This is a genomic window from Phytobacter massiliensis JC163, from assembly GCF_000321045.1.
GTDB lineage: Bacteria > Pseudomonadota > Gammaproteobacteria > Enterobacterales > Enterobacteriaceae > Phytobacter_A > Phytobacter_A massiliensis.
In genome coordinates this window covers 1-12,366 of sequence record NZ_HE578948.1, presented here as the reverse complement: position 1 = coordinate 12,366, position 12,366 = coordinate 1, and the positions used below count along the sequence as shown (strand labels likewise).

Genomic DNA, 12,366 nt, shown 5'->3' with positions numbered 1-12,366 from the left:
AGTACCGGCTCAAGCTGGCCGCTCAGGGTCATGCGCTCCTGCACTTCGCTGAGCAGCTGCTCGCGCTCTTCATCTAATAGCTGCTGATTCAGGGTGGTGGTCTGCACCACCAGACTTAGCCGCCAGCGCTGCAGAAAAAGGGTATGCAGCGCGGCCGTAAACTGGGGGTTATCCTCCACCATGGTGTGCGCCTGGGCGGCGAAAGGGGATCGAAGTTTATCCAGTAGCGTCAGGATTTGCGGTAGTTGCGCCACGAACTGCGGCGTCGAAAGTAGCTGGCTCTGCTGGTAACACAGTACCTCGTCGGCCAGCTCCGGGGGCACCTGCGCCTCCTTGAGACGCTTTTTTAGCGCTTCACGCCAGCGGGGAAGATCATCGGTTATCGCGTTTTTAAGCCTGGGGAATTTTTCAAAAAAACGACCAATTGCGGCGAGGCGAGCAGGGCGATAATCAGGTCTTCGATTATCGTCTCCTCGCCGATCGTCAGCAGTACGTTGAGCGTATCCAGCGTCAGCATTGAAGCGCCTGTTGAATTTGCGCTCTCACATCCTGCAGGCTGGCTTCAATGCGACCGAGCCAGTCGCCGGGAATGAACAGGCATTTTTGCTGTTCGCTAAAGAGGGTGTGCTGCTGGTGCCAGAGCGTATCCAGCGCTTCCAGCTGCAAACGGATCTCTTCCGGTACCTCCGCTTTTGCCGCGCCGCCTGGCAGAGCCAGCCGCGATCCCTGCAGGCTGACGTCGCGGATCACCAGGTGCAGGCTGGTATCCACCTCAAGATTAAGCGTCTGGGCGAAGCCAATCCCATTAAGCTTGCCGCGAATTTCCCCGCCTTTCGCCAGCCACTGCGCCAGCGCGGCCCGCTCAATGGTGACATGAATAACGTGCATATCATGAAGCTTGAGCGGCTGTTGCAGTAAAAGCGTCAGCGTCGCGTCTTCAAGCTCTTCCGGCAGATCATAATGCGGGCGGCGGCTGAACATGCCCCCCTGGCGCGTCACTTTCAGCGCGGTTTTATCGCTCTGCTGCTGCTGGAGCTGGATATTGCGCTGCGTGATGGCGCTCAGTTGGGTCAGCATTGCTTGCTGCTGCCACGCGTGCCCGGTCATCAATATTTCCATCTGATTTTGCATCAGACGCATACTCTCTACGTCATGCCAGAGGCACTCTTTAAGCAGGATCAGGTCGACAGGGGCGACCGCATCGCGGCCGCTGAAAAAGGCGCAGGCCTGCAGTAAGCGAATCGCTTTTTTCCACCGCCGGTCGGATACATAGGGTGCATTGGGCAGGGCGTCAAGCTGCTGGCGCAGCGTATAAATCAGTTCGAAAACCGGGTCGGGCAGCTTGACCTGCACAATCTCCCGCTGCCAGCGCTGGTACTCTTCATCGCTGATTTGCAAATCCGCAGCGACCGGGTTTTCGCTCTCATCCTGCTGGCTTAATAGCATTGAGCGGAAATTACCCTTCTCCTGCACTTTATCCAGCCACAGGCGAATCAGCATGCGGTCATACAGCGCCTCAAGGCTATTGTCCGCTTCCGGCAGTTCGTTTGAGGCCGCCACCAACAGCCGCATCGGGATTTTCTCTTCGCTGGCGCCGTTGCGAAAGCGACGCTCGTTAATGGCGGTAAGCAAGGTATTGAGAATGGCCGGCCCGGCTTTCCAGATTTCATCAAGAAAGACAATTTCTGCTTCCGGCAGATACCCCTGGGTTAAACGCTCGTAGCGCCCCTCATCTTTCAGGGCCTGAATAGAGAGCGGGCCAAACACCTCTTCCGGCGTGGAAAAGCGCGTCATCAGATATTCAAAAGCGCGGGCGTTATTAAAGGCGAACTTCAGGCGGCGGGCTATCAGGCTTTTGGCGATACCCGGCGGGCCGAGTAGAAAAACGCTTTCTCCGCTGAGCGCCGCCAGCAGACACAGGCGAATAGCGTGGCTACGCTCAAAAAGCCCCTTTTCCAGCGCGCTGCTTAAGCGGGAAATTCTTTCTGCTAATAAGTGTGGTTGAGCCATAATTAGTCTGCATCCTTTCGCCATGAGTGCGGCTTGTTTGTGCGAGTATAACCATTTATACCAGGGGAGAGGCAACGCCCTGTAATAGACTGAACCACTGCTTTATTTTCTTTGCGCCAGATTATGAGGGCCGCAATTAAGGGGTACGATTTATCACAGAATCGTGCATACTGTGCGCTTTTTGTGGGCCAAGGGACTAAGCACACATTTGTCTTTCCAACAAAAGATTAGTCTATGAGCACTGATAATAAGCAATCGTTGCCCGCGATAACGCTCGCGGCTATTGGGGTTGTCTACGGCGATATCGGTACCAGCCCGCTTTATACTCTTCGTGAATGTTTGTCTGGTCAATTTGGTTTTGGTGTGGAGCGTGATGCCGTTTTTGGTTTCTTATCGCTCATTTTCTGGCTGCTGATTCTGGTGGTTTCCGTCAAATACCTGACTTTCGTCATGCGGGCCGACAACGCGGGAGAGGGCGGTATCCTTACGCTGATGTCGCTGGCCGGGCGCAACACCTCGGCGCGGATGACCTCCGTGCTGGTGATTATGGGGCTGATTGGCGGCAGCTTTTTCTATGGGGAGGTGGTGATAACTCCCGCCATCTCGGTGATGTCCGCTATTGAAGGGCTGGAAATTGTCGCGCCTTCGCTGGACACCTGGATAGTGCCGCTCTCCATTCTGGTCTTAACGCTGCTGTTCGCCATCCAGAAGCACGGCACCGGCCTTGTCGGTAAGCTGTTCGCGCCCATTATGCTGGCGTGGTTTCTGATCCTGGCGGTACTCGGCGTGCGGGGTATCATCAGCAACCCTGATGTACTGCATGCCCTCAACCCCGCATGGGCGGTTCATTTCTTCCTTGAATATAAGACCGTTTCCTTTATTGCCCTTGGCGCGGTAGTGCTTTCCATTACCGGGGTAGAGGCGCTGTATGCGGATATGGGCCATTTCGGCAAGCTTCCTATTCGTCTGGCGTGGTTTTCGGTGGTGCTGCCGTCACTGGTGCTGAACTATTTTGGCCAGGGCGCGCTGCTGCTGAAAACACCAGAAGCGATTAAAAACCCCTTCTTCCTGCTGGCGCCGGAGTGGGCGCTGATCCCGATGCTGATTATCGCCACCCTGGCGACGGTTATCGCTTCGCAGGCGGTGATTTCCGGCGTCTTCTCCCTGACGCGCCAGGCGGTGCGGCTGGGCTATCTGTCGCCGATGCGGATTATTCATACCTCGGAAATGGAGTCCGGGCAGATCTATATTCCGTTTATCAACTGGCTGCTCTACTTTGCGGTGGTGATTGTCATTGTCAGCTTCGAACACTCCAGTAACCTTGCTGCGGCTTACGGTATCGCGGTAACGGGTACGATGGTGCTGACATCTATTCTGTCGATGACGGTGGCGCGTAAAAACTGGCACTGGAATAAGCTGTTCGTTGCGCTGGTGCTTACCGGTTTTCTCTGTATCGATATTCCGCTCTTTTCCGCCAACCTCGATAAGATCCTTTCCGGCGGCTGGCTGCCGTTAAGCCTCGGCCTGGTGATGTTCCTGATCATGACCACCTGGAAGAGCGAACGTTTCCGCCTGCTGCGCCGCATGCATGAACATGGCAATTCCCTGGAGGCGATGATCGCTTCGCTGGAGAAATCGCCGCCGGTTCGCGTGCCGGGCACCGCCGTCTATATGTCTCGTGCGCTGAACGTGATTCCGTTTGCGTTGATGCATAACCTCAAACACAACAAGGTGCTGCATGAGCGGGTCATCCTGTTAACGCTACGAACGGAAGACGCGCCGTATGTGCACAATGTCCGCCGGGTGCAAATTGAACAGCTTTCTCCTACCTTCTGGCGAGTGGTAGCCAGCTATGGCTGGCGGGAGACGCCGAACGTGGAAGAGGTGTTCCACCGCTGCGGCCTGGAAGGGCTGAGCTGCCGGATGATGGAGACGTCATTCTTTATGTCTCACGAGTCGCTGATCATCGGCAAACGCCCCTGGTATCTGCGCCTGCGCGGCAAGCTCTATCTGGTGCTGCAACGAAATGCGCTTCGCGCCCCCGACCAGTTTGAGATCCCGCCCAACCGGGTGATTGAGCTGGGCACGCAGGTAGAGATTTAACCCCTTTCTCAGGCGGCCTCTGCGCCGCCTGAATGACGCTCATCTAAGGCCGGCGAGGCTCTTTTCCGCCCGGCGATACGGCCCCGCGTTTTGGTTAGCGAAACGTTTCGACTGCGATCACAATTCTGTTACGTCATGATGGTTTTCTGAACATCACACGAAGTAAACTGCCGCCAGCGAAACGTTTCGCTAGTGGAGCATAAAAATGAAAAAAGGTACCGTTCTTAACGCTGAAATCTCGTCGGTTATCTCCCGTCTTGGGCATACCGATACCCTGGTTGTTGGTGATGCTGGCCTGCCGGTGCCCCAACAGACCACGCGTATTGATATGGCCTTAACCCACGGCGTTCCTTCCTTTATGCAGGTGCTGGAAGTGGTGACCGCCGAGATGCAGGTTGAAGCGGCTATTCTGGCCTCGGAAATTCAACAACATAATCCGCAGCTCCACGAAACGGTACTCAAGTCGCTTGAGCAACTGCAACAACACCAGGGAAATACCATTGATGTTCGTTATATTTCACACGAACAATTTAAAAAACAGACCGCAGACAGTCAGGCGGTGATTCGCAGCGGGGAGTGTTCCCCGTATGCGAACATCATTCTTTGTGCTGGCGTCACTTTCTGAGGCTGGTATGGACGCACTACTGCAACTTAAAGGTATCGATAAAGCTTTTCCCGGCGTAAAGGCGCTTTCCGGCGCGGCGCTGAATGTCTATCCGGGCCGCGTTATGGCGCTGGTAGGGGAGAACGGCGCGGGTAAGTCCACCATGATGAAGGTGCTCACGGGAATTTACTCTCGTGATGCGGGCTCGCTGCTGTGGTTGGGAAAAGAGACCACGTTTACCGGCCCTAAATCTTCACAGGAGGCGGGCATCGGTATTATTCATCAGGAACTTAACCTCATCCCGCAGCTCACCATTGCCGAGAACATCTTCCTTGGCCGCGAGTTTGTTAACCGCTTTGGCAAAATCGACTGGAAGAAGATGTACGCCGAGGCCGACAAGCTGCTGTTAAAACTCAATCTGCGCTTTAAAAGCAGCAGGCTGGTGGGCGAATTGTCGATCGGCGACCAGCAGATGGTCGAAATCGCCAAAGTGCTGAGCTATGAATCGCGGGTCATCATTATGGATGAGCCGACCGACGCGCTTACCGATACCGAAACCGACTCCCTGTTTCGCGTGATCCGCGAACTGAAATCGCAGGGGCGCGGCATTGTCTATATCTCCCATCGCATGAAAGAGATTTTCGAGATTTGCGATGATGTGACGGTGTTCCGCGACGGGCAGTTTATCGCAGAGCGGGAAGTTGCCTCCTTAAGCGAAGATACGCTCATCGAAATGATGGTGGGGCGCAAGCTGGAAGACCAGTACCCTCGTCTGGATAAGGCCCCTGGCGAAACCCGTCTTACCGTTGCCAACCTCAGCGGCCCCGGCGTTGAAGACGTCTCTTTTACCCTGCGTAAAGGGGAGATCCTTGGCGTTGCGGGACTGATGGGCGCCGGGCGTACCGAACTGATGAAAGTACTGTATGGCGCGTTGCCGCGTACCGGGGGGAGCGTAACCCTGGACGGGCGCGAAGTTATCGTACGTTCGCCGCAGGATGGCCTTGCCAACGGTATCGTCTATATCTCCGAAGATCGCAAACGTGACGGCTTAGTGCTCGGCATGTCGGTGAAAGAGAATATGTCGCTGACCGCGCTGCGCTATTTCAGCCGTAGCGGCGGTAACGTGAAGCATAAAGAAGAGCAGCAGGCGGTCAGTGATTTTATCCGCCTGTTTAATGTCAAAACCCCCTCCATGGAACAGCCGATAGGCCTGCTTTCCGGCGGTAATCAGCAAAAAGTGGCGATTGCTCGCGGTCTGATGACGCGGCCAAAAGTGCTGATCCTTGATGAGCCGACCCGCGGCGTGGACGTGGGCGCCAAGAAAGAGATCTACCAGCTTATTAACCAGTTCAAGGCCGATGGCCTGAGCATCATCCTGGTGTCATCAGAAATGCCGGAAGTGCTGGGCATGAGCGATCGCATCATGGTGATGCATGAAGGGCGCCTCGGCGGTGAATTCACACGCGAGCAGGCCACTCAGGAAGTATTGATGGCTGCCGCTGTGGGCAAGCTTAACCGTGTGAATCAGGAGTAAAAAAGATGACTACCCAGGCTGTTTCTGGTCGCCGTTATTTCACGAAAGCGTGGCTGATGGAGCAAAAATCGCTGATTGCCCTGCTGGTGCTGATCGCCATTGTATCGACCATGAGTCCGAACTTTTTTACCGTCAATAACCTGTTGAATATCCTGCAACAGACTTCTGTTAACGCCATTATGGCGGTCGGCATGACGCTGGTGATTTTAACCTCCGGGATCGACCTGTCCGTCGGTTCTTTGCTGGCGCTGACCGGTGCGGTCGCCGCGTCGCTCGTCGGCATGGAAGTTAACGCGCTGGTGGCCGTTGCCACCGCACTTGCATTAGGCGCTGCCGTAGGCGCGGTAACCGGCACCATCGTGGCGAAAGGGCGGGTTCAGGCCTTTATCGCCACCCTGGTCATGATGCTGCTGCTGCGCGGCGTGACGCTGGTCTATACCAACGGCAGCCCCATTAATACCGGCTTTACCGATAACGCCGACGTCTTTGGCTGGTTTGGTATCGGGCGGCCGCTGGGCGTGCCGACGCCGGTATGGATCATGGCGATTGTCTTTATCGCCGCCTGGTATCTGCTGCACCATACCCGGCTGGGCCGCTATATCTATGCGCTGGGCGGGAACGAAGCCGCAACCCGGCTGTCAGGCATCAGCGTCGATAAGGTGAAAGTCATTGTTTACTCCCTGTGCGGCCTGCTGGCCTCGCTGGCGGGCATCATCGAAGTAGCGCGCCTTTCATCAGCACAGCCTAACGCGGGCACCGGTTATGAACTGGACGCTATCGCTGCTGTGGTGCTGGGCGGAACCAGCCTTGCGGGCGGGAAAGGGCGTATCGTCGGGACGCTGATTGGCGCGCTGATTTTAGGCTTCCTGAACAACGGTTTGAATCTACTGAGCGTTTCTTCCTATTACCAGATGATCGTTAAAGCAGTGGTGATTCTGCTCGCGGTGCTGGTAGATAACAAAAAGCAGTAATTACCTACACTACAGGACATCATGATATGAACATGAAAAAACTGGCCACTCTGGTTTCTGCTGTCGCACTGAGCGCCACCGTTAGCGCCAACGCCATGGCGAAAGATACCATCGCTCTGGTTATCTCCACGCTGAATAACCCGTTTTTCGTTAGCCTGAAAGACGGCGCGCAGAAAGAGGCCGACAAGCTGGGCTATGAGCTGGTGGTGCTGGACTCCCAGAACAACCCCGCCAAAGAGCTGGCTAACGTGCAGGACTTAACCGTGCGCGGCGCCAAACTGCTGCTTATCAACCCTACCGATTCCGACGCGGTAGGCAACGCGGTGAAAATGGCAAACCAGGCCAAAATCCCCGTTATCACTCTTGACCGTGCCGCAGCGAAAGGCGAGGTGGTGAGCCATATCGCTTCCGATAACGTGCTGGGCGGGAAAATTGCTGGCGACTATATCGCTAAAAAAGCAGGCGAAGGCGCGAAAGTGATTGAACTGCAGGGCATTGCCGGGACCTCTGCGGCGCGTGAGCGCGGCGAAGGCTTCCAGCAGGCGGTAGCAGCGCATAAATTCAACGTGTTAGCCAGCCAGCCGGCGGATTTCGACCGTACTAAAGGGCTGAACGTCATGCAGAACCTGCTGACGGCGCACCCGGACGTACAGGCGGTATTCGCCCAGAACGACGAGATGGCGCTTGGCGCGCTGCGTGCCCTGCAAACCGCGGGCAAAACAGATGTGATGGTTGTCGGCTTTGACGGCACGCCGGATGGCGAAAAAGCGGTTAATGATGGCAAAATGGCTGCCACCATCGCTCAGTTGCCGGAGCAGATTGGGGTTAAAGGGGTTGAAACCGCGGACAAAGTGCTGAAAGGCGAAAAAGTCCACGCGAAAATCCCGGTTGATCTGAAACTGGTCATCAAACAATAAAGAAAAGCAGGGCTCGCGCCGTCACTTGTTGACGGCGCATTTTAATGGACACGCTCACATGAAAACCGCAGGCAAACTTGTTGTCCTCGGCAGTATTAATGCCGATCACATTCTTAACCTTGAATCGTTCCCCCAACCCGGAGAGACGGTAACCGGCAGCCAGTATCAGGTTGCGTTTGGTGGTAAAGGCGCAAATCAGGCGGTTGCCGCCGGGCGCAGCGGCGCGGATATTGCTTTTATTGCCTGCACGGGGGATGACGATACCGGCGAACGCGTGCGTAACCAGCTACAGACCGACAATATTGATATTGCTCCGGTTAGCGTGGTGGCTGGCGAATCCACCGGCGTGGCGCTGATTTTCGTAAACCAGGAAGGTGAGAATGTCATCGGTATTCATGCTGGCGCGAACGCTGCGCTTTCGTTGGCGCGTATAGAGGCGCAGCGCGATCTTATTGCCGGGGCGGATGTGCTCTTAATGCAGTTAGAATCGCCGGTAGAGAGCGTGCTGGCGGCGGCCCGCATCGCCCATGAAAATCATACCATCGTCGCACTGAACCCTGCCCCCGCGCGGTTATTATCAGATGATCTTCTGGCGCTGGTGGATATCATTACGCCTAACGAAACAGAGGCAGAAAAGCTGACGGGTATTCGCGTTGAAAACGACAGCGATGCGGCGCGCGCGGCGCAGGCGCTACATGCCAAAGGTATTGAGACCGTGATTATCACTCTTGGCAGCCGTGGCGTTTGGGCCAGCGTAAAAGGAGAGGGGCGACGCGTTGCGGGTTTTAAAGTCAAAGCCGTTGATACCATTGCTGCCGGGGATACCTTTAACGGCGCTCTGATGACGGCGCTGCTGGAAAAACGCGCTCTGGATGACGCTATCCGTTTTGCTCACGCGGCGGCGGCCATCGCCGTTACCCGCAAAGGCGCGCAACCATCAGTTCCGTGGCGCAAAGAGATCGATGAATTTTTACGTCAGCAGGGGTAACGCTTGGCCACCATGAAGGATGTTGCCCGTCTGGCGGGCGTATCGACCTCCACCGTATCTCATGTCATCAATAATGACCGTTTCGTTAGCGATGCCATTCGGGAAAAAGTCGAATCGGCAATCAAGTCACTGAACTACGCGCCGTCCGCGATTGCGCGTAGCCTGAAGATTAAGCAGACCCGAACAATAGGGATGCTGATTACCGCCAGTACCAACCCCTTCTATTCAGAGCTGGTGCGCGGCGTGGAGCGAAGCTGCTTCGAACGAGGGTACAGCCTGGTATTGTGTAATACCGAAGGCGACGAGCAGCGCATGAACCGTAATCTGGAGACGCTGATGCAAAAACGCGTCGACGGGCTGCTGCTGCTCTGCACGGAAACCCATCAGCCGTCAAAAGAGATCATTGCGCGCTATCCTTCTATCCCCACCGTTATGATGGACTGGTCCCCCTTTGATGGCGATAGCGACCTGATTCAGGATAACTCTCTGCTCGGCGGCGCAATGGCGACGCAATATCTGATTGATAAAGGCCATACGCATATCGCCTGTATCACCGGGCCGCTGGATAAAACTCCGGCTCGCCTGCGGCTGGAAGGCTATCGTGACGCGATGGCGCGGGCGGGGCTGGAAATTCATGAAGGTAATGAAATCATCGGCGACTTTGAATTTGGCGGTGGTTTTGAGGCGATGCAAAAACTGCTGACTCTTAAAGTACGCCCGCAGGCGGTGTTCATTGGTAACGATGCCATGGCGGTTGGCGCGTATCAGGCGCTGTATCAGGCAGGACTGCGCGTACCGCAGGATATGGCGATTGTCGGCTACGACGATATCGAACTGGCGCGTTATATGACGCCGCCCTTAACGACCGTCCATCAGGCGAAAGATGAACTGGGCGAGCTGGCGATAGACGTCCTTATTCATCGCATCGCCGACCCCGGGCAACAGCAGCAGCGGCTACAGCTTACGCCGGTGCTGATGGTGCGGGGGTCAGCTTAGTATTAATGCTTTTCTTTAATAAGGTTACGGCCATCCTTTGGTTTTAGCAGCATGAACACCAGCGCGGAAACCAGCGTGAGCGCGCCCATCGTCACAAAGGTATAGTGAAACTGTTCAACCGTGTTCGCACTGTCGAAACCCTCATAGAACCGCAATACTGCCGCGCTCACGGCGACGCCGAGGCTAATAGAGAGCTGCTGCGTTACCGCCAATACGCTGTTGCCGCCGCTGGCGTTCTCGTCAGTCAGGTCGGCAAGAGTAATCGTGTTCATGGCGGTGAACTGGGTAGACATTGCCATCCCCAGAACAAACAGCGGCAGAATAAGCAGCCAGATCTCCATTGATGGCGACTGCAATGAGAACTGCGCGATCATCACACCAATTATCAGCGTTATGCCCGTCAGCGTTTTACGATACCCGAAGCGGCGCAGCACTTGCGTCACGAGTGACTTGGCAATGATTGAACCCATTGCGGTAGGCGCCATCATACAACCGGCAATAATGGCGGAATAACCAAACCCCACCTGCAGCATCAGCGGCATCAGGAACGGCACACAGCCCGTCCCCAGACGCGAGGCAACATTCCCGGCGATACCCACGGAGAAGGTTCGGGTTTTAAAAAGATGAAGTGAAATCAGCGGAGTGGGATGGCGTCGCGCGTGACGTAAATAAAGAAGGAACAAAAGCACGCCGCTTATGATGACGGCGAATGCCAGCCAGCTGGCGACAATTTTTTCGCCAAACAGCTCCATCCCGATAGAAAAGAGCACCAGACTCAGGCCGAAAAGAAAAAATCCACCCATATCGAAACGCTTATGCGGCGTGGTGAAGTTTGGCATGTATTTGCGGGCATACAGCAGCCCGGCAATGCCAATGGGGATATTAATCAGGAATATCCAGTGCCAGCTCGCCCACGTCACCAGTACTCCGCCCAGCACCGGGCCAAGAATCGGCCCTACCAGTCCCGGCATGGTAACGAAGTTAAGAACCGGCAGTAGTTCGCTGCGGGGATAGGCGCGTAATAAGGCAAGGCGCGCCACAGGCATCATCATAGCGCCGCCAATTCCCTGCACTACCCGGAATAACACCAGGGAGGCCAAAGACGTAGAGAGTGCGCAGGCCAGTGAACCGAGCGTGAAGAGCGTTACCGCCAGCATAAAGACGCGCCGCGTACCGAAACGGTCTGCCAGCCAGCCGCTCGCGGGGATAAGCATCGCAACAGTCAGCGTATAGCTGATAATGGCAGACTGCATAGCAAGGGGAGAGCGATCGAGACTTTGCGCAATGGCGGGCAGGGCCGTATTCAGAATGGTAGCGTCCAGCGCCTGCATAAAAAAGGCCATGGCCGCAATCCAGGGCAGGCCAGCCATACTGCGTGCTTTTTTTACCGTCATGCATTGTCCTGTTATTGAGCGTTAGGTGCCTTAAGTAAAGCCTGGCATGCCAGAAAAGCACTTTCGCCATCACTCTCCTGAATGGCATCGACAATAGCCTGGTGCAGATCAAGCTTAACTACCTGATCCTGAGTAATCGCGTTGAAGTAAGTGTGGTAAACAGAGTGAAACAGTGCGGCGAAAGAGATAAGAAACGGATTGGCGCTCATTGTATAGATATGCTCATGCCAGGCCATATCGACCTCAATCCAGCGCTCACGGTTAAAATGCTTTTTCAGGTAAACCATCTCTTCCATTAAGGCGTTGAGCTGCCCTTTTTGTTCGGCGCTGCCTAACGTTGCGGCCAACTGGCAGGCCTGAGGCTCCAGGCTGCTGCGCATAATAAGGAAGTGCTGAATAACCTCCTGGAAGTTATCTTCGCTCATCCACCAGACCAGCAGCTCTTTATCAAGGAAGTTCCAGTTCTCCTTCGGCATGACGCGTGTGCCGATGCGCGGACGAGGAAGCACCATACCCTTGGCCGTTAGTGTCTTTATTGCTTCACGCACCGCCGTACGGCTCACGCCAAACTGTTCGCCCAGCTCCATCTCACCAGGAAGAATTTCGCCTGGGAGGTATTCTCCTTTGAGGATCTGCTGCGCCAGCTTCTCGGCCAGCAGCCATGAGAGGTTTTTTTGCGCCGCAAGCTGTTGCGCGTTTAAAGCCATTTATATGCTTCCTTATATTCTTATTCACCAACAGTATGCCACCGTGGCCATTTTCAGGGGGGCAAAAACGGTAAATTGACCCGTTTATGGTGCTTTTTACCGCGCTTTGTTGAAAAAAGAGACGGTCGGAAAATTTTTTGAA

At 55.3% G+C, this 12,366-nt stretch carries 9 protein-coding genes and 2 pseudogenes; 7 read left to right on the top strand and 4 right to left on the bottom strand.

Annotated elements, in window-relative coordinates; translation table 11 throughout:
- Both ENTHG_RS26460 and ravA read right to left on the bottom strand, forming a co-directional pair.
- Window positions 1-517 (bottom strand): annotated as a pseudogene (locus ENTHG_RS26460) (vWA domain-containing protein); the annotation flags it as partial.
- Window positions 511-2,010, bottom strand: a complete 1,500-nt coding sequence (ravA, locus tag ENTHG_RS17445; protein ID WP_044182657.1) for an ATPase RavA — start codon at window positions 2,008-2,010, stop codon at window positions 511-513. The pseudogene ENTHG_RS26460 and the gene ravA, both read right to left, overlap by 7 nt.
- A 234-nt stretch (window positions 2,011-2,244) precedes the next feature.
- Between ravA and kup the strand changes: the two genes are divergently transcribed.
- From kup to rbsR, 7 genes are all read left to right on the top strand, one after another.
- Window positions 2,245-4,113, top strand: coding sequence for a low affinity potassium transporter Kup (kup, locus tag ENTHG_RS17440; RefSeq protein ID WP_044182654.1), 1,869 nt, complete (start codon window positions 2,245-2,247; stop codon window positions 4,111-4,113).
- A gap of 205 nt (window positions 4,114-4,318) precedes the next feature.
- A complete protein-coding gene (gene rbsD, locus ENTHG_RS17435; protein ID WP_044182651.1) occupies window positions 4,319-4,738 on the top strand; it encodes a D-ribose pyranase in 420 nt (139 codons plus the stop codon).
- A 7-nt stretch (window positions 4,739-4,745) separates the two neighbouring features.
- Entirely contained in the window at window positions 4,746-6,251 is a 1,506-nt protein-coding gene (gene rbsA, locus ENTHG_RS17430) for a ribose ABC transporter ATP-binding protein RbsA (RefSeq protein WP_044182647.1), read from the top strand.
- Between the two features lie 5 nt (window positions 6,252-6,256).
- On the top strand, window positions 6,257-7,222 hold the full coding sequence (gene rbsC / locus ENTHG_RS17425; RefSeq protein WP_044182644.1) for a ribose ABC transporter permease: 966 nt from the start codon (window positions 6,257-6,259) through the stop codon (window positions 7,220-7,222).
- Window positions 7,223-7,248: 26 nt separating this feature from the next.
- The gene (gene rbsB / locus ENTHG_RS17420) at window positions 7,249-8,139 is read left to right on the top strand and encodes a ribose ABC transporter substrate-binding protein RbsB (protein WP_044182641.1); all 891 of its coding nucleotides are present in this window, start codon (window positions 7,249-7,251) and stop codon (window positions 8,137-8,139) included.
- 58 nt (window positions 8,140-8,197) lie between these two features.
- Window positions 8,198-9,127: a ribokinase gene (gene rbsK / locus ENTHG_RS17415; protein WP_044182637.1), complete on the top strand. Its 930-nt coding sequence runs from the start codon at window positions 8,198-8,200 to the stop codon at window positions 9,125-9,127.
- Between the two features lie 3 nt (window positions 9,128-9,130).
- Complete coding sequence (gene rbsR / locus ENTHG_RS17410) at window positions 9,131-10,123, top strand: ribose operon transcriptional repressor RbsR (RefSeq protein ID WP_106403316.1); 993 nt, start codon at window positions 9,131-9,133, stop codon at window positions 10,121-10,123.
- On the opposite strand, the pseudogene mdtD reads toward rbsR, so the two are convergent.
- Together mdtD and ENTHG_RS17400 are read right to left on the bottom strand one after the other, a co-directional pair.
- Window positions 10,089-11,517, bottom strand: a pseudogene (gene mdtD, locus ENTHG_RS17405) (multidrug transporter subunit MdtD). The gene rbsR and the pseudogene mdtD overlap by 35 nt on opposite strands.
- 11 nt (window positions 11,518-11,528) lie before the next feature.
- A complete protein-coding gene (locus ENTHG_RS17400; protein WP_044182630.1) occupies window positions 11,529-12,224 on the bottom strand; it encodes a FadR/GntR family transcriptional regulator in 696 nt (231 codons plus the stop codon).
- Between the last annotated feature and the right edge of the window lie 142 nt (window positions 12,225-12,366).

Excerpts from the sequence above, each read along its gene's own strand:
- ravA (WP_044182657.1), bottom strand. The coding sequence starts at position 2,010 with ATGGCTCAACCACACTTATTAGCAGAAAGAATTTCCCGCTTAAGCAGC.
- kup (WP_044182654.1), top strand. The coding sequence starts at position 2,245 with ATGAGCACTGATAATAAGCAATCGTTGCCCGCGATAACGCTCGCGGCT.
- rbsD (WP_044182651.1), top strand. The coding sequence starts at position 4,319 with ATGAAAAAAGGTACCGTTCTTAACGCTGAAATCTCGTCGGTTATCTCC.
- rbsA (WP_044182647.1), top strand. The coding sequence starts at position 4,746 with ATGGACGCACTACTGCAACTTAAAGGTATCGATAAAGCTTTTCCCGGC.
- rbsC (WP_044182644.1), top strand. The coding sequence starts at position 6,257 with ATGACTACCCAGGCTGTTTCTGGTCGCCGTTATTTCACGAAAGCGTGG.
- rbsB (WP_044182641.1), top strand. The coding sequence starts at position 7,249 with ATGAACATGAAAAAACTGGCCACTCTGGTTTCTGCTGTCGCACTGAGC.
- rbsK (WP_044182637.1), top strand. The coding sequence starts at position 8,198 with ATGAAAACCGCAGGCAAACTTGTTGTCCTCGGCAGTATTAATGCCGAT.
- ENTHG_RS17400 (WP_044182630.1), bottom strand. The coding sequence starts at position 12,224 with ATGGCTTTAAACGCGCAACAGCTTGCGGCGCAAAAAAACCTCTCATGG.